The following is a 15,381-nucleotide window of genomic DNA, read 5'->3' on the forward strand; positions in this document are numbered from 1 at the left end:
GAAGTACTATAACTGACGTGGTTGCGGGGGATGCGGCGTCGGATGGCTGCCGCCGGCTCTGACGCGACTTGTCTGTCCGACGAGGAGAAGAGACCGATTTGCGCAAGCTCACGTACTTCATCGCGTGTTCGATCGACGGGTTCATCGGAGACCCGAGCGGTGACGCGTCGTACATGTATCCCTACGTCGTGGGTGAGTACGCCGAGTACGTCATCGCGGAGTACCCGGACACCAACCCGGTCCATGTCCGTCGGCTCATCGGCATCGACGGTCTGCCCAACAAGGACTACGACACGATCATCCAGGGCCGTGCCAGCTACGACGTGGCGCTGAAGGAGGGCATCACCAGCCCGTACGCCCATCTGCGCGAGTACGTCGCCTCGCGCACGCTGAAGGCGTCGCCCGACCCGAACGTCGAGATCATCTCCGACGACCTGGTCGGGAAGGTCCGCGAACTCAAGGCGGAGGACGGCGATCTCGGGATCTACCTCTGCGGCGGCTCGGTGATCGCGGGAGAGCTCGTGAACGAGATCGACGAGCTGATCATCAAGACGTATCCGGTCGTGCAGGGCAGCGGCATGCCGATGTTCGGCTCCGGATTCGCCCTCACCGAGTTCACGCTCGACGAGGTGCGCGGCTTCGACAACGGGGTCGTCGTGCGGAAGTACAGCAGGAAGCGCTGAGCGCCGAGTGCCCTGCCGAGCGTCCGTTCAAGCGGCGGAGATTGTCGGTGTACGGCAGGGAGCGCACCGACGGAGTCGGTCCTACCCTGAGGGCATGGGCATCGACGAGCATGTCTGCTCGGTCTGCGGACAGCCTGTGGCCACGGTCGTACGGCGACACAAGACGCTGGGCGCGTGGGTACCCGTATGGAGTCCGGGTCCGTGCAGGAATCACGAGTGTGCGGCGTACGTCGACGAGGCCGTCGAGGCCGCCGCGGAGAAGCCCCGGGCGGTGGCCCGGCGGACGCACGGGAGCCATGGTGCGCGGAGCGGTCACGGCAGTCGTACCGCCCATGTCGCCGATGCCGCCCATGCAGGTCACGGTGGTCACCCCGGTCATGAGGCACCCCCGGGCGAGGCCGAGGCGGTGGTCGAGTCGCCCGAGGTGACGGAGCCGGCTCCGGCCGAGGCGAGGACCGAGGAGAAGGCCTGACCGGGTCGGACCGGGCTCGGCCCTCGCTCAGGCGGGTGGCGGACGAAGGAGCGGACTCATGAAGTTCCTGATGATGGTCCTGGGCACGCAGGCGGACTACGAGGGCATGCGGGGCAAGGCATCCGAGCACTCTCCGGCCTGGACGCAGGAGCAGTTGCGGGCCATGTACGCCTATATGAGCGCCATCAACGACGACCTCACCGAGACCGGGGAGATGATCGACGGGCAGGGGCTGGCCGAGCCGGCGAGCACCCGGTTCGTCACGGCGGACGTTGACGGCAAACCGGTGGTCAGGGACGGGCCGTACCCCGACACGGCTGAACTGCTCGCCGGCTACTGGCTCCTGGACTGCGCCGACCTGGACCGGGTCACGGAGATCGCGGCCCGCGTCGCCCAGTGCCCCGGCCCCGAGGGGATCAAGGAGTATCCGGTGGTCATCCGCCCGGTGCTGGAAGGGGCGGAGGACATCTGAGCCGGCGGGTGTCTCGGACGGCCCGGTGCGTGTCTTGGACGGCCGGTGCGTGTCTTGGACGGTCGGCGCATGTCTCGGACGGTCGGCCCGTCCGGCTCACCTGTCCTCCTCCCGGAGCCCCGGCCTCAGCCCGCCGTCAGGGGCAGCCCGCCTGTCTCCGGGGACCGGCCCGTCAGGCAGTACGTGGCGCCCGCCGGGTCGCGCATCACGGTCCAGTGGGGGTGGCGTGACACGCACGTCGCGCCGAGGGATTCGTGGTGGGCTCGCGTGGCGTCGATGTCGGCGCAGGCGAAGTCGAGGTGGGCGGAGGCCGGCCGTGGGGTGTCGAGGCGCTGGAGGAGGATGCGGAGAGGGAGACCGGCCGGCGGTCGCAGTACGTGGAACTCCGGGCGGGAACCCGGACGGGAGTCCCACCCCGTCAGGGTCGCCCAGAAGGTGACCTCCCCTGCGAAGGCGGCCGGTGGCACGTCGAGGCACACCTGGTCCAGCCGGCTCCCGTCGACCACGGGCGGCCGCTTGGTCTCTCCCTGCCACGGCACCACGCAGAAGAGCTGCCCGGCGGGTGAGCGCAGCACCGCCCAGTCGTCGTGCGGGGCGACGACCTCCGCGCCGAGCCGGACCGCCCGGTCGACGAGCGAGCGGACGTTCTCGACCACGAGATCCAGGTGAGCGCCGCCGTCGCCCGACCCGACCCCCTGCGCCTTCACGCACGCGTCGCCGTTCTCCGGCAGCAGGGTGACGAACTCGCCCTGATCGCCCCGTGGCGCGGACAGCCGCGTCGCCGTGACCGCCGTCCAGAAGGCGCAGGCCCGCTCGAACGAGGCCGTCGGCCGGTCGACGAACGCGTAGGTCCACCGAATCGGCCCACCGGACATCGGCCCACCCGTCTCGCCCACTCCACCCACAGCGCCGCCCCTCGTCGTACGGTCCAGCCCCCACGGCTGAACGACTCGTACGGTCCCTTGCCGTCCCGTTCAGCGCAACGCCGTTTCCGTGGGGCCGGGCCGCTGCGGCGGTACCCGGATGATCAGTCCCGGCGCTGCATGAAGCGCAGCATGTTGCCCGCCGGGTCGCGGAACGCGCAGTCGCGGACGCCGTACGGCTGGTCCGTGGGGGCTTGGAGCACGTCGGCGCCGGAGGCTTCGACGCGGGCGTAGAGGGCGTCGCAGTCGGAGGTGGTGAAGTTGACGCCACGCAGGACGCCCTTGGCGAGGAGGGTGGCGATGGTCTCGCGGTCGGCGGGGGAGATGTCGGGGTCGGCGGCGGGCGGCTCCAGGACGATCTCCACGTCCGGCTGGAGCGGGGAGCCCACGGTGACCCAGCGCATGCCCTCGAAGCCCACATCCCCGCGGACCTCCATGCCCAGGACGTCCCGGTAGAAGGCGAGCGCCTTGTCATGGTCGTCCACGGCGAGGAAGCACTGGGCGAGCTTCACGTCCGGGGCGGGGCGGCCGGGCGCGGTGTTCGGATCGTTCGTAGCCATGTCCTCACACTAGGTCGGTCCGCACAGTCCCGTCCGGGCGCGACCTAGGACGGGTCGCCCGGTTCCGCCGTGCGTATGCGGTGTCGGGTCGGTCGGGTCAGACGCTTCGCCACGCACGCGGGGATGGCAGCGCCCTCCTCGTGCGAGCGGGCCCGATAGGCGCTCGGTGTCTCGCCGACGAGCTCCGTGAAGCGGGAGCTGAAGGAGCCCAGCGACGTACACCCCACGGCCATGCACACCTCGGTCACCGTGAGGTCGCCGCGGCGCAGCAACGCCTTGGCGCGCTCTATCCGGCGGGTCATGAGATAGCCGTACGGAGTCTCGCCGAACGCCGCGCGGAAGCTGCGCTGGAAGTGTCCGGGGGACATCAGCGCGGTGCGGGCGAGCGCGGTCACGTCCAGCGGCTCGGCGTACTCGCGGTCCATGCGGTCGCGCGCCCGCCGCAGCCGCACCAGATCGTCCCGGTTCATTCCCACAGCATCGCACCCACCACTGACAACCCCGTCGCTCCTTCACCCCGTCACCCCTTCACCGCCGAGCTGGCCACCCCCTGGACGAACCATCGCTGGAAGAAGGCGAAGACGATCAGCACGGGCAGGACGAGGAGGACGCCGAAGGCGAGGATCTGGCCCCAGTCCGGGGGCTGCTGCCCCTGGAAGACGCTCATCTCCAGCGGCAGCGGACGTACCGACGGGTCGGAGACCATCAGCACCGGCCAGAGGAACGAACCCCACTGGGTGAGGAAGGTCAGGATGGCGACCGAGGCGAAGGCCGGCTTCGACATCGGGACGATGATCGCGAAGAAGGTGCGCCACGGGCCGGCGCCATCGAGCCGGGCCGCCTCCTCGATGCTCGGCGGGATCGAGCGGAAGAACGTGTGGAACTGGTAGACCGAGAAGGCGTTGGCGACGAAGGGGAGCGCCTGGATGAAGAGCGTGTTCCGCTGGTCGTTGAACATGTAGAACAGCGGCACGGCCACCGACTCGAACGGCACCAGCATCAGCAGCAGCACCAGGGTGAAGACGGCCTCCCGGCCCCGCCACCTCAGCCGCGAGAGCCCGTACGCCGCCATCGAGTTGACGAACAGACCGCCGGTCACCACCACGAACGCCAGCAGCAGCGAGACGCCCATGAACTGCCAGAAGTGGCCCGTGCTGTCGGAGTTCAGGCTGTCGAGGACGGCGGAGTAGTTGTCGAAGGAGAGATGGGTGGGGAGGAAGCCGGACAGCCCGTTCAGGACCTCGTCGGACGGCTTGAGGCTGCCGAGGAGGAGATAGAGGACGGGCAGCGCGAAGACGAACGCCAGGACCGAGAGGACGGCGTAGTCGAGGAAGCGGCGCAGCGGTCCCCGGGACAGGCCGCCACCCGCGCTCCCGCCCACACCCGTGTGCGTGCTCGTGGTCGTGGTCATGCTCAGTCCTCGTTGTCGGGCCGGACGACGCGGCGCTGGATCAGGGTCAGGACGACGACGATCAGGAAGAACACGACGGTGATCGCGGACGCCTGGCCGATGTTGTTCTGGTCGAAGGCGGTGGTGACGGCCTGGTACATCACCGTGCGGGCCGCGTCCTCGTCGAGCCCACCGCCCTTGACCAGGACATACACCTGGTCGAAGACGCGGAAGGACAGCACCGAGGTGAGCATCACGACGAAGACGAGCGTGGAGCGGATGCCGGGCAGAGTCACGTGCCGGAACTGCTGCCAGGGCGTGGCCCGGTCGAGCTGGGCGGCCTCGTAGAGCTCGCCCGGGATCTGCTGGAGCCCGGCGAGCAGGATGACCATCTGGAAACCCACGCCCTGCCAGACGGACAGGACGATGATCGAGGCCATCGCGGTCAGACCGTCGCCGAGCCAGTCGAACGCGCCCCAGTTGCCGAGGCTCACCGCGTCCAGCGCCGAGTTGAGCATGCCCTGGTCGCTGCGGGCGAGGATCAGCCGCCAGATCACCGCGACCAGGGCCATCGGGAAGACCACCGGCATGAAGAACACCGACCGGAAGATCCCGATCGCCTTCAGCTTGCGGTTCAGCAGGATCGCCAGGCCCAGCGCGAGGCCGGTCTGGAGGGGGACGACGACCACGGCGAAGGTCAGGTTGTTGAGCAGCGCCCGCAGGAAGGGGCCGGAGAGGTCGGGGTCGGTGAACAGCCGCCGGTACTGCTCGACGCCGAAGAACGTGGGCTCCAGCGGGGAGCCGAGGCGCACGTTGTAGAAGGAGAGCACGACGGCGTAGCAGAAGGGGATGCCGACGAAGGCGATCAGTCCGGCGACGGCGGGGGCGGACATGAGCAGTCCGTGCAGCCATGCGCGGTCGCGGCGTGACGGCCGTCGTGCCGGCGCGCCGGGGGGTGAGGCCTGCTGCCGGCCTGGGGCCGCCGCGGGCGCGGGTTCCACGGTTTTCACGGAGGGGTCCTCTTCCCGGAGGGGCGGACGGACACGGAGTGCGCGCCCGCCCCGGCCGATGGGTTCGGCTGAACCCGTTGACTTCGACTGGACCGATGGGTGCGATGCGGCCGACGGGGCGCGTCGCTACGGGATCTCGTAGCCGGCGTTGTCCGAGAAGTCCCGGTCGATGGCGCGGGCGGCCTTCGCCAGGGCCTCCTTCGGGTCGGCGCCCCCGTAGATCGAGTTGACGGCCTCGCTGAACTTCGCGGTCACCACGGGGTATCCGGCGGTCACCGGACGGGTGACGGCGACACACGACGTGCTGATCTCACGGTCGCCGCAGGGCTTGGCGAGCTGGTCGGCGAAGAGCTGGAGCGGGCCGCCCTGCTGGTAGAGGGGGCTCGCCGCGAGGGCGGACTTGGTGGCCGGCGGAGCACCGTTGGCCTTCGTCATGGCGCCGACGTTGGTGTCGTCGAGCAGGAAGTCCAGGAAGGTGCCCGCGGCCTTGGCGTTCTCGCTGTTCGCGCCGACACCCCAGGACCATGAGCCCTGGCCGGTCTTCGGGCCGTCGCCGAAGTCGGGCAGCGGCAGCACGACCAGGTCGTCACCGAGCGCCTCGCTGTAGGCGGGGTACATCCAGTGCCCGACCCAGCTCAGGGCGACCCGGCCCTTGGCGAAGGCATTGCCGTCGGTGTTGGCGTCCGTCACGGCCTTCCAGGACTGGAAGGTCTTCATGGCCGACACCACGGCGGGGGTGTCGAGGGCGCCCTCCGCCTTGCCGTCCTTGAGCAGGGCGCCGCCGGCCGACCAGACGATCGGGGCGAAGCCGTAGGTCCCCCACTCGTTGGCGTAGCCGTTGCCCTCCTGGAGGTCGATGACCTTGCCGTCGGAGTCCTTCGCCTTGAGCGCCTTGAGCGCGGCGTCGAACTCCTGCGCGGTCCAGGCGTCGTCCAGGCCCTTCGGGTACGTCACCCCGGCCGCGTCCAGCAGCTTCTTGCTGCCGTACATGCCGAGCCCGGAGTCGAACATGCCGAGGCCGTAGTGCTTGCCGTCGATCTCGCCCTGCGCCTTGCTCGCGTCGGTGGCGTTGGCGAGCGTCTTGGCGGAGACGTGGTCGTCGATCGGGGCGAGCTTCTTGTTGTAGACGAAGTTCGCCATCGTCGGGCCGTCGAACTCCATCACGTCCGGCAGTTCGCCCGCGTCCGTCGCGGTGATCGTCTTGGTGTAGTCGGTCTCCGGTATCAGCTTCAGCTCGACCTTGACCTTCTTCTGCGAGGAGTTGAACGACTTCACCGCGTTCTGCAGCGCCTCCGACTCGCTCTTCTGACCCTGGTGGGCCCAGACGCTGATCGTCCCCTCGCCGCTGCCGGCCTCGGCGGACGTGTCGCCCCCACCGCCCCCGCCGCAGGCGGCCAGTGCCGCCAGGGGGAGGACCAGGGCCAGTCCCGTGCGGGCGGTGCGGCGGAACCTTCTGCTGGTCGAGCTGGTGGTCGGGTTCATGGTGTGTGCCTCCGTGCGGGGTGAGGGTGCGAGGGCGGGGGATTCGGGAGGTGGGGGCGTAGGGGAAGTCACTGGGGCCCGCGCGGGCGAGGCGGCGCCGTCGTCTCGCGCAGGACGAGCCGGATGGGCATCTCCACCCGGCCGGGCGGCTGTTCGATGTCCGGCTCGTCCAGTTGCCGCAGCAGCAGCCGGGCGGCCTCCGCGCCCTGCCCGGCGACCGGCTGGGCGACGGTGGTCAGCCCGACCACATCGGCGAGTTCGTGATCGTCGAAGCCGACCACGGACACGTCCTCCGGCACCCGGAGCCGATGCCGTCTGAGCGCGCGCAATGCCCCCATCGCCATCTCGTCGGACTGGGCGAACACGGCGGTCGGCGGCCGGGACGCGGCCAGCAGCTCGGTCATCGCCCGCTCGCCGCCGTCCACCGTGTAGTCGCCGTCCGCCACCAGCGCCGGATCGTGCTCGATCCCGGCCTCGGCGAGGACGTGCAGATAGGCGGCGCGACGGTCGACGGGGGTGGTCCAGTGCAGCGGCCCGCTGGCCCCGGAGATCATGCCGATCCGGCGGTGGCCGAGGTTCACCAGATGCCGTACGGCGCTCTCCGCGCCCGCCCGGTCGTCGATGCCGACCACCGTGAAGCCCGGCCGGGCGCCGCCGACCGTGGAGGCCAGCGGCACCCCGAGGGAACGCAGCGCGGCGGACTCGTCCTCGTCGGGGATGAGCAGCGACAGCACCGCGTCGACCCGCTTGCGCACCGGGAGCTTGGTGAAGAACCGCTTGCGCGCCTCTGCCGAACCCAGGTTGTAGAGCAGCACGTCGTACCCGGCGGCGCTGAACACCTGCTCGGCGGCGTCCAGCACGGTCCCGAAGAACCAGCGGCCGATGTACGGGGCGACGACCCCGATCGTGTACGTGCGCCCACTGGCGAGGCTGGACGCGGAACGGGACGCGGTGTAGCCGAGTTGTGCGGCGACGGCCGCGATCTGGGTGCGCACCTCGTCCGAGACGCCCGGCCTGCCCCGCAGCGCGCGGGACACGGTGGACGCCGAGACGCCGGCGGCGCGGGCGACATCGGTGATGCTGACCGTCACGGCGGATTTCTCCCGTCGGGTTCACGTCGGTGTGTGTCTGGGGGTGACGTGACCGTAAACCCGGCCTCCCTGTTGCGCAAGCGTTTGCGTTCAGTTTTACTTGCGCTGATTCTCAAGCGATACCGATCCGATCCATGGTCAGCGCACGCGTTTGGGCGCTACGAGCCGACAGGACTGCTGCGCATGCGATACGCCCCGCCCGGCCTCTGCGTGAACGACTTCGCCCTGCTCCGCGAGGACGACGGCACCTACACGGTGCTGCATCTCCAGGGGCCCTGGACCGCCGAGTTCGACCATCTGCGGATGGAGACCTCCTACGGTCGGGCCACCTCGGTCGACCTGGTCGGCTGGCGGCCCGAGGGCACCGCCTTCGGCAACGGTCTGCCCGGCCGCTTCGACCAGCAGGCGGTGTGGACGATGCACCCCGTCCGCCACGGCACGGGGAGCGCGATGTTCTACACCGGGGTGAGCGGGCTGACGCCGGAGGGCTGGCCCCTCCAGTCCGTCGGCCTCGCCCACTCCGACCGCACGGACGGCACGGGCTGGCGGCGCCACGGCACCGGACCGGTCGTCGAGGCCGACCCCCGCTGGTACCGCACCGCCGACCGCATGGGCTGGCGGGACCCCTTCGTCGTACGCGACGACGAGGGCGAGGGCTGGGTCATGGTGATCTGCGCGAGCGACGCCTCGCTCCCCGTGGAGGTCAGCGGCTGCGTGGCCTGGGCCACCTCCCCGGACCTCGAACAGTGGACGGTCCACCCGCCGTTGATCTCCCCGGGCGACGTGGACGAGTTGGAGTGCCCGGTCCTGGAACGCCTCGACGACGGCACCTGGCTCCTCCTCGGCTCCATCGGCGCGACGCGCGGCTTCGACGCGTGGACGGCCCCCCGCCTGCGCGGCCCATGGACGCGGCACGGCCAACTCGGCCCCACCGGGGCGTACGCCCCCCGCGTCATAGCCGACCCCGACGGCGCCCGAGTCGTCCTGCACACGACCCCCCGCCGGGTCGGCCTCACCGACGCCGGCGACCCCTGCCGGGGCATGCTCGCCCAGCCCAAGTCCCTGGTCGTGGGGGCGGATTCGCCCCCGCACCTGGCCTGGTGGCCCGGCCTCGACGCCTGGCTCGGCGATCCGACGACCGCCCCCGCTCTCCACGCGGTCGGCGACATCGCCCTCGGCGACCGCCCCGTCGAAGTCGCCCTGCGCACCGAGGCGGCCGACCCCGCCCGCCCCGCCCTCACGGTCACCTGCGACGGCAAGAACGTCCGCGTCACGGGCCCCGCCGGCGCCCCGTTCGCCGAGACGGTCCTGCGCGAACCCCCCACGTCACTGCGCATCCTGACGGTCGGCGAGTACGTCGAGGTCTACGCGGACGGCGTCTTCGCCCTGACCGCCCTCTGCTACTCCGGCCGCCCCGCCCCCTGGACGGTCACCACCGACGACCACACCGCCCCCGTCCCCGTCCGCCCCCTCCGCCTCCCGAACCCCGACCGCGACGACGCGTCCGCGATCTGGCCCGGCCCTGATCCGACCCCCTGACCCCGGCCGGGCGACGGCCCGTACAGGCCCCGAACACGACCGCACCCGGCCCGTCACACCGTCGTTCGGGACGGCGGTATGCGGACCGGGTGCGGACGAGAGAGGCCGGGGTCAGGCCTTCTTGGTCTCCCAGAAGATCTTGTCGATCTGGGCGATGTAGTCCAGAGCCTTCTGGCCCGTCGCCGGGTCGGTCGAGCCCTTGGCGGCCGAGAGGGCCTTGAGGGTGTCGTTGACCAGCTGGTGCAGCTCCGGGTACTTCTCGAAGTGCGGGGGCTTGAAGTAGTCGCTCCAGAGGACCGACACATGGTGCTTGGCGAGCTCGGCGCGCTGCTCCTTGATGACGGTCGCGCGAGCCTGGAAGTGCGCGTCGTCGTTGGCGGCCATCTTCTCCTGCACGGCCTTCACCGACTCCGCCTCGATGCGGGCCTGGGCCGGGTCGTACACACCGCAGGGCAGGTCGCAGTGGGCGCTGACCTTGACCTTGGGGGCAAACAGGCGGGAAAGCATGGAGCATTCCTTCCTCGTGATCGTCTTCTCAGGTGGGAGATTACTCCCTGCGAGAGAGGTTTTCGCGAGTGCCCCCATGGGCTTAGGACAAAAGTCCGGGGTCAGACTGGGACTGGTGGAGCACTGGAGAGGAACGGACCGGGGAGGTGCCGGGTGATGCAGGAGCCGTCGCTGGAGAGCGAGCGGGGCAGGGCCCTCCTGCCCTTCGGGGTGGCCGAGGTCACGGGGCCGTCCATGGTTCCCACCCTGCGCCACGGGGACCAGCTGCTCGTTCACTACGGGGCACGCCTGGGGGTCGGTGACGTGCTCGTGCTGCGCCACCCCTTCCAGCAGGACCTGCTCGTCGTGAAACGGATCGCCGAGCGGCGCGACGGCGGTTGGTGGGTGCTCGGGGACAACGTGTACGCGGGCGGGGACAGCACGGACTACGGGGTCGTCCCCGACGAACTGGTGCTGGGGAAGGTGCGGTTCCGGTACCGGCCCAGGCCCGACGGTCAGCGTTCGCCGTTCGCGCTCGCCCGCTGGGCGTTCTCGGCGGCCCGGCCCGTGTTCGGCGACCGGTCCGCCTCCAGGCGCTTGCGGGCCCGGTAGGCCGCCACGTTGGCGCGGGTCGCGCAGCGGTCCGAGCAGTAGCGCCGGGAGCGGTTGGTGGAGGTGTCGAGGTAGGCGTTGCGGCAGGGTGCGGCCTCGCACAGGCCGAGCCGGTCCACGCCGTACTCGGTGAGGTGGAAGGCCAGGCCCATCGCGGCGATGGCGGCATAGCCCGCCGTCGCGTTGGAGGGGTGGTCCGCCAGGTGCATGTGCCACAGCGGGCTCCCGTCGTCGTCCCGGAAGTCGTGCCCCGAGATCTGCGGGTTCACCGGGAATTCGAGCAGCAACGAGTTCAGCAGGTCCACCGCGAGGGTCTCGTCGCCGTCGTTCGCCGCCTCGAAGACCGAGCGCAGCCGGGCCCGCACCGACCGGAACCGGGTGACGTCGGCGTCCGTCGCCCGCCGCGCCGCCTGCCGGCTGGGCCCGAAGAGATCGCGGACGGCCTCGACCGAGGTGAGCGTGTCCTTACCCCGGGCCGGCTCCTCGGTGTTGACGAGGCGTACGGCGTAATCCGAGTAATGGGCCAGTTCCACTTGTAGTCCTTACGGGGGCGCTCTAATGTCGTCGTGCGGGTCAAGTAATGGCTGCTCGTACTTACAGGGTATTACGTAGTAGTCGGAAGAAGCGGTACAAGCGGTACACCGAGGAAGGGGACCCCATGACCACCACGGCCGGAACCGACTGGCAGGCCTGGCAGGAGAGCTGGGACCGGCAGCAGGAGCTGTATCTGCCGGACCGTGAGGAGCGGTTCCGGGTGATGCTCGACATGGTCGAGGCCTTCACCGGCCCCGAGCCCCGCGTCCTCGACCTCGCCTGCGGTACGGGTTCCATCACGTCCAGGCTGTTCGCGCGGTTCCCGAAGGCCGTCAGCACCGGCGTCGACCTCGACCCGGCCCTCCTCGCCATCGCCGAAGGCACGTTCGAGTGCGACCGGCGGGTCACCTTCGTCACCGCCGACCTCACCGACCCCGACTGGCCGACCCGGCTGCCGTACGACTCGTACGACGCCGTCCTGACGGCCACGGCCCTGCACTGGCTGCACAGCGAACCCCTCGCCGCCCTCTACGGTCAGGTCGCGGAACTCCTCCGCGACGGCGGTGTCTTCATGAACGCGGACCACATGATCGACGACTCGACGCCCCGGATCAACGCGGCGGAGCGCGCGCACCGGCACGCGGGTATGGAACAAGCCAAGGCGGACGGTGTCGTCGACTGGGCCGCATGGTGGCAGCTCGCCGCCCAGGACCCCGTGCTCGCCGCGCCGACGGCCCGCCGTTTCGAGATCTACGGCGAGCACGCCGACGGCGACTTCCAGAGCGTCGACTGGCACGCCCGCGTCCTGCGCGAGCGGGGCTTCGCCGAGGCCCGCGCGGTGTGGTGCTCGCCCTCGGACTCGATGGTGCTGGCGGTGAAGTGACCGACCGAGCCGGCCGGCCCGTGACATGAGCGAGGGCAGGCCCGTGACACGAGTGAGGGGCGGTACGGGATGTCCGTACCGCCCCTCGTCCGCTCGTGTGTCCGGTCGGTCAGAGGACCTTGGACAGGAACGACTGCGTCCGCTCTTCCTGCGGGTTCGTCAGCACGTCACGGGGGTTGCCGGACTCGACCACCACACCGCCGTCCATGAAGACCAGGCTGTCGCCGACCTCACGGGCGAAGCCCATCTCGTGGGTGACGACGACCATCGTCATCCCGGACTCGGCCAGGTCGCGCATGACGTCGAGGACGTCGCCGACCAGCTCCGGGTCGAGCGCCGAGGTCGGCTCGTCGAAGAGCATCAGCTTCGGCTCCATGGCCAGGGCGCGGGCGATGGCCACCCGCTGCTGCTGACCGCCGGAGAGCTGCGAGGGGTAGTTGCCCGACTTGTCGCCGAGGCCGACGCGCTCCAGCAGCTCATGGGCGCGCTCACGGGCCTGGGCCCTGCTGACGCCCTTGACCTGGATCGGCGCCTCCATGACGTTCTCCGCGGCCGTCATGTGCGGGAACAGGTTGAAGCGCTGGAAGACCATGCCGATGTCCCGCCGCTTGAGCGCGACCTCGCTGTCCTTGAGCTCGTACAGCTTGTCGCCCTTCTGGCGGTAGCCGACCAGCTCGCCGTCGACGTACAGCCGTCCGGCGTTGATCTTCTCAAGGTGGTTGATGCACCTGAGGAAGGTCGACTTGCCGGAGCCGGACGGACCGATGAGGCAGAACACCTCGCCCGTCTGCACCTCCAGATCGATGCCCTTGAGGACCTCGACGGGGCCGAACGACTTGTGGATGCCCTCGGCCTTCACCATGGCGGTCATGCCGAGACTCCCTTCGGACGGCGCAGCGGCAGCAGGGCCGTCTTGAAACGCTGCATCGGTGTAGGCGGCAGGGACCGGGAGGACCCCTTCGCGTAGTGCCTCTCCAGGTAGTACTGGCCGACGCTGAAGATGCTGGTCAGGATCAGGTACCAGGCGGCGGCGAGGAACAGCATCTCCACCGTGGAACCGGAGCCCTGGCCGATGTCCTGGGCCGCCTTGAGCAGATCCACGTACTGCACCGTCGAGACGAGCGACGTGGTCTTCAGCATGTTGATGACCTCGTTGCCCGTGGGCGGCACGATCACGCGCATCGCCTGCGGGATCACGATCCGCCGCAGCGTCTTGGCGTGGCTCATGCCGAGCGCGTGCGACGCCTCGGTCTGGCCCTCGTCCACCGAGAGCAGACCGGCGCGGCAGATCTCCGCCATGTACGCGGCCTCGTTGAGGCCGAGGCCGAGCAACGCCGTCAGCAGCGGCGTCATGAAGGACGACCAGTAGTCCTTGTAGATCGGCCCGAGGTTGATGTACTCGAAGACCAGGCCCAGGTTGAACCAGACGAAGAGCTGGACCAGGACCGGCGTGCCGCGGAAGAACCAGATGTAGAACCACGCCACCGACGAGGTCACCGGGTTCTTGGACAGCCGCATCACGGCGAGCAGGATGCCGCCGACGATGCCGATCACCATGGACAGCACGGTGAGCAGCAGGGTGTTCAGGACGCCTTCGATGATGCGGTCGTCGAAGAAGTAGTCGGGGACCGCACCCCAGTTGATCTTCTTGGCCTGCGCGAACGCGTAGACGATCGAACCGAGGAGGGCGAGTGCGATGGCCGCGGACACATAGCGCCCCGGGTGCCGGACCGGAACGGCCTTGAGGGCCTCCGGGCCGGCGGGGGGCGTGTCCGAGGGACCGTCCGTCTTGCTGACGTCAACAGTCACGGGTGGAGCCTTTCAGAACCGAGCCGAGAATCAGGAGCCGCTGTGATCAGGAGCCGCCGTTGACCTTGGCCTCGGTGACGGCGCCGTCCTCGACGCCCCACTTCTTGATGATCTTCTCGTACTCGCCGCTGTCGATGATCGCCTGGACGGCGGCCTGGAGCGCGTCACGCAGCTCGGTGTTGTCCTTCGCCACGGCGATGCCGTAGGGGCCGGCCTCGACCTGGTCGCCGACGATCTGGAAGTAGTCGCCGCCGCCCGAGGTCTTCACCGAGTACGCGGCCACCGGGTAGTCGGCGGAGACGACGTCCGCGCCCTTGGAGCGCATCCGGGTCTCGGCCTCGGGGTTGGTGGCGAAGTCCTCGATCTTGAGCGCCTTCTTCTTGTCGTCCTTGCACTTCTTCGCCTGGTCCTTGGCGAGGTCGTGCGAGAACGTGTTGCGCTGCACGGCGATCGTCTTGCCGCACAGGTCGTCCCAGGTCTTGATGGACTGGTCGTCGCCCTTGTTGGTGTAGAGCGAGACACCCGCGGTGAAGTAGTCGACGAAGTCGACGCCGGCGCCGACCTTCTTGCCGGTGTCGGCGTCGATGCCCTCCTGGCGGTCCTTGGTGTCGGTCATGGCCGACATCGCGATGTCGTACCGCTTGGCGGCCAGACCACCGATGAGGGTGTCGAAGGTGGCGTTCTGGAACTTGAAGTCCACACCGAGCTGCTTGCCCATCGCCGCGGCGATGTCGAGGTCGATGCCGACGACCTTGCCGGACTCGTCCTTGTACTCGACCGGGGCGTACGCGATGTCGGAACCGACGTTGATGACGCCCTTGTCCCGTACGGAGGCGGGGAGCTTGTCCGCCAGCGGCGCCGCGCTGGTGGAGGCGCTCTCCGAGCCGCCTTCCTTCTTGGTCTGGTCACCGCAGGCGGTGAGCAGCAGGGTGCCCGCGACCGCGATCGCTCCGACCGCGGCTGTACGGGAACGCAGGCCGGTCGTACGACGGGTGGTGCTTGCGGTCATGGTGGGTTCCTCCGGCGGGGGTGGTGTGGAGTTGCCGACAGGTCGACGATTAACACGCGTCTTCGAGTGTGGCGACCTCGTGTGATTACGGCATCTTGCCATTCGGGCATGTGCAATCAGATGACCAGCCATGTCAAAATCGGATAACGGGTGACCCCCGAATGACCTACGAACCGCTGCGGACCAGGTGATCACACCGGACCATGTGCGGGATTCCCCTCTTCCGACCGGAAGATCTTCGGTGCATCTCAGGATGCGGTCGGCTGCTAACTCCGCACACGTGGCCGTACAGGACTTGTCGTGATATGACCCGACTTGTCCCGTCATCCGTCGATGAGTCGAACGAACCATGATCGTCTTCAAATGACCTTCGAGTTGTGACCTTCGAGGTATGAAGACGTATGGACTCGTCCTCGGCGCCGTCCG

The 15,381-nt window shown here is 69.4% G+C and carries 18 protein-coding genes; 6 read left to right on the plus strand and 12 right to left on the minus strand.

What is annotated here, in order from left to right; all coding sequences use genetic code 11:
• Window positions 1–98 precede the first annotated feature (98 nt).
• From PUR53_RS13355 to PUR53_RS13365, 3 genes are all read left to right on the plus strand, one after another.
• Window positions 99–683: a dihydrofolate reductase family protein gene (locus tag PUR53_RS13355; RefSeq protein ID WP_329908411.1), complete on the plus strand. Its 585-nt coding sequence runs from the start codon at window positions 99–101 to the stop codon at window positions 681–683.
• A 94-nt stretch (window positions 684–777) separates the two neighbouring features.
• A complete protein-coding gene (locus PUR53_RS13360; RefSeq protein WP_329898483.1) occupies window positions 778–1,155 on the plus strand; it encodes a hypothetical protein in 378 nt (125 codons plus the stop codon).
• A gap of 58 nt (window positions 1,156–1,213) precedes the next feature.
• The gene (locus tag PUR53_RS13365) at window positions 1,214–1,627 is read left to right on the plus strand and encodes a YciI family protein (protein WP_329908412.1); all 414 of its coding nucleotides are present in this window, start codon (window positions 1,214–1,216) and stop codon (window positions 1,625–1,627) included.
• 125 nt (window positions 1,628–1,752) lie between these two features.
• On the opposite strand, the gene PUR53_RS13370 is transcribed toward PUR53_RS13365, so the two are convergent.
• From PUR53_RS13370 to PUR53_RS13400, 7 genes are all read right to left on the minus strand, one after another.
• Entirely contained in the window at window positions 1,753–2,502 is a 750-nt protein-coding gene (locus PUR53_RS13370) for a VOC family protein (RefSeq protein ID WP_329908413.1), read from the minus strand.
• Between the two features lie 152 nt (window positions 2,503–2,654).
• Complete coding sequence (locus PUR53_RS13375; RefSeq protein ID WP_329898332.1) at window positions 2,655–3,110, minus strand: VOC family protein; 456 nt, start codon at window positions 3,108–3,110, stop codon at window positions 2,655–2,657.
• 44 nt (window positions 3,111–3,154) lie between these two features.
• Complete coding sequence (locus PUR53_RS13380; protein ID WP_329898333.1) at window positions 3,155–3,580, minus strand: helix-turn-helix transcriptional regulator; 426 nt, start codon at window positions 3,578–3,580, stop codon at window positions 3,155–3,157.
• Window positions 3,581–3,630: 50 nt separating this feature from the next.
• The gene (locus PUR53_RS13385) at window positions 3,631–4,521 is read right to left on the minus strand and encodes a carbohydrate ABC transporter permease (protein ID WP_443078172.1); all 891 of its coding nucleotides are present in this window, start codon (window positions 4,519–4,521) and stop codon (window positions 3,631–3,633) included.
• Window positions 4,522–4,523: 2 nt separating this feature from the next.
• Window positions 4,524–5,510 carry a carbohydrate ABC transporter permease gene (locus PUR53_RS13390; RefSeq protein ID WP_329898334.1) on the minus strand — a complete coding sequence of 329 codons (987 nt, stop codon included), beginning with the start codon at window positions 5,508–5,510 and terminating at the stop codon, window positions 4,524–4,526.
• 126 nt (window positions 5,511–5,636) lie between these two features.
• Window positions 5,637–6,992, minus strand: coding sequence for an ABC transporter substrate-binding protein (locus tag PUR53_RS13395; RefSeq protein WP_329898335.1), 1,356 nt, complete (start codon window positions 6,990–6,992; stop codon window positions 5,637–5,639).
• A 68-nt stretch (window positions 6,993–7,060) separates the two neighbouring features.
• The gene (locus PUR53_RS13400; RefSeq protein WP_329908414.1) at window positions 7,061–8,083 is read right to left on the minus strand and encodes a LacI family DNA-binding transcriptional regulator; all 1,023 of its coding nucleotides are present in this window, start codon (window positions 8,081–8,083) and stop codon (window positions 7,061–7,063) included.
• Between the two features lie 183 nt (window positions 8,084–8,266).
• Between PUR53_RS13400 and PUR53_RS13405 the strand changes: the two genes are divergently transcribed.
• Window positions 8,267–9,622 (plus strand): mucin-1, encoded by a 1,356-nt coding sequence (locus PUR53_RS13405; protein ID WP_329908415.1) that lies wholly within the window; start codon window positions 8,267–8,269, stop codon window positions 9,620–9,622.
• Window positions 9,623–9,733: 111 nt separating this feature from the next.
• Here the strand turns inward: PUR53_RS13405 and sodN are convergent, their stop codons facing one another.
• A complete protein-coding gene (gene sodN, locus PUR53_RS13410; protein WP_045558998.1) occupies window positions 9,734–10,129 on the minus strand; it encodes a superoxide dismutase, Ni in 396 nt (131 codons plus the stop codon).
• A gap of 156 nt (window positions 10,130–10,285) precedes the next feature.
• On the opposite strand from sodN, the gene sodX reads away from it, so the two are divergent.
• Window positions 10,286–10,720 (plus strand): nickel-type superoxide dismutase maturation protease, encoded by a 435-nt coding sequence (sodX, locus tag PUR53_RS13415; RefSeq protein ID WP_329898338.1) that lies wholly within the window; start codon window positions 10,286–10,288, stop codon window positions 10,718–10,720.
• Here the strand turns inward: sodX and PUR53_RS13420 are convergent.
• A complete protein-coding gene (locus tag PUR53_RS13420) occupies window positions 10,624–11,253 on the minus strand; it encodes a CGNR zinc finger domain-containing protein (protein ID WP_329898339.1) in 630 nt (209 codons plus the stop codon). The genes sodX and PUR53_RS13420 overlap by 97 nt on opposite strands.
• 125 nt (window positions 11,254–11,378) lie before the next feature.
• On the opposite strand from PUR53_RS13420, the gene PUR53_RS13425 reads away from it, so the two are divergent.
• Window positions 11,379–12,137, plus strand: coding sequence for a class I SAM-dependent methyltransferase (locus PUR53_RS13425; protein ID WP_329908416.1), 759 nt, complete (start codon window positions 11,379–11,381; stop codon window positions 12,135–12,137).
• Between the two features lie 109 nt (window positions 12,138–12,246).
• Here PUR53_RS13425 and PUR53_RS13430 read toward each other — a convergent pair whose 3' ends face one another.
• Genes PUR53_RS13430 through PUR53_RS13440 form a run of 3 tightly spaced genes read right to left on the minus strand, consistent with a single transcriptional unit; the run spans window position 12,247 to window position 14,955 of the window.
• Window positions 12,247–13,008 (minus strand): amino acid ABC transporter ATP-binding protein, encoded by a 762-nt coding sequence (locus PUR53_RS13430; RefSeq protein WP_329908417.1) that lies wholly within the window; start codon window positions 13,006–13,008, stop codon window positions 12,247–12,249.
• Window positions 13,005–13,946 (minus strand): amino acid ABC transporter permease, encoded by a 942-nt coding sequence (locus tag PUR53_RS13435; protein WP_033525405.1) that lies wholly within the window; start codon window positions 13,944–13,946, stop codon window positions 13,005–13,007. The genes PUR53_RS13430 and PUR53_RS13435 overlap by 4 nt, the downstream gene beginning before the upstream one ends.
• Window positions 13,947–13,992: 46 nt before the next feature.
• A complete protein-coding gene (locus PUR53_RS13440) occupies window positions 13,993–14,955 on the minus strand; it encodes an ABC transporter substrate-binding protein (RefSeq protein ID WP_329908418.1) in 963 nt (320 codons plus the stop codon).
• Window positions 14,956–15,381: the final 426 nt, after the last annotated feature.

The organism is Streptomyces sp. SP18BB07, from assembly GCF_036322545.1.
Taxonomy (GTDB): Bacteria; Actinomycetota; Actinomycetes; order Streptomycetales; family Streptomycetaceae; genus Streptomyces; species Streptomyces deccanensis.

What these genes read in the sequence shown, in the direction of transcription:
- PUR53_RS13430 (WP_329908417.1), bottom strand. Translation starts at nt 13,008, where the DNA reads ATGACCGCCATGGTGAAGGCCGAGGGCATCCACAAGTCGTTCGGCCCC.
- PUR53_RS13365 (WP_329908412.1), top strand. Translation starts at nt 1,214, where the DNA reads ATGAAGTTCCTGATGATGGTCCTGGGCACGCAGGCGGACTACGAGGGC.
- sodX (WP_329898338.1), top strand. Translation starts at nt 10,286, where the DNA reads ATGCAGGAGCCGTCGCTGGAGAGCGAGCGGGGCAGGGCCCTCCTGCCC.
- PUR53_RS13375 (WP_329898332.1), bottom strand. Translation starts at nt 3,110, where the DNA reads ATGGCTACGAACGATCCGAACACCGCGCCCGGCCGCCCCGCCCCGGAC.
- PUR53_RS13425 (WP_329908416.1), top strand. Translation starts at nt 11,379, where the DNA reads ATGACCACCACGGCCGGAACCGACTGGCAGGCCTGGCAGGAGAGCTGG.
- PUR53_RS13380 (WP_329898333.1), bottom strand. Translation starts at nt 3,580, where the DNA reads ATGAACCGGGACGATCTGGTGCGGCTGCGGCGGGCGCGCGACCGCATG.
- PUR53_RS13360 (WP_329898483.1), top strand. Translation starts at nt 778, where the DNA reads ATGGGCATCGACGAGCATGTCTGCTCGGTCTGCGGACAGCCTGTGGCC.
- PUR53_RS13440 (WP_329908418.1), bottom strand. Translation starts at nt 14,955, where the DNA reads ATGACCGCAAGCACCACCCGTCGTACGACCGGCCTGCGTTCCCGTACA.
- PUR53_RS13405 (WP_329908415.1), top strand. Translation starts at nt 8,267, where the DNA reads ATGCGATACGCCCCGCCCGGCCTCTGCGTGAACGACTTCGCCCTGCTC.
- sodN (WP_045558998.1), bottom strand. Translation starts at nt 10,129, where the DNA reads ATGCTTTCCCGCCTGTTTGCCCCCAAGGTCAAGGTCAGCGCCCACTGC.
- PUR53_RS13395 (WP_329898335.1), bottom strand. Translation starts at nt 6,992, where the DNA reads ATGAACCCGACCACCAGCTCGACCAGCAGAAGGTTCCGCCGCACCGCC.
- PUR53_RS13370 (WP_329908413.1), bottom strand. Translation starts at nt 2,502, where the DNA reads ATGTCCGGTGGGCCGATTCGGTGGACCTACGCGTTCGTCGACCGGCCG.
- PUR53_RS13385 (WP_443078172.1), bottom strand. Translation starts at nt 4,521, where the DNA reads ATGACCACGACCACGAGCACGCACACGGGTGTGGGCGGGAGCGCGGGT.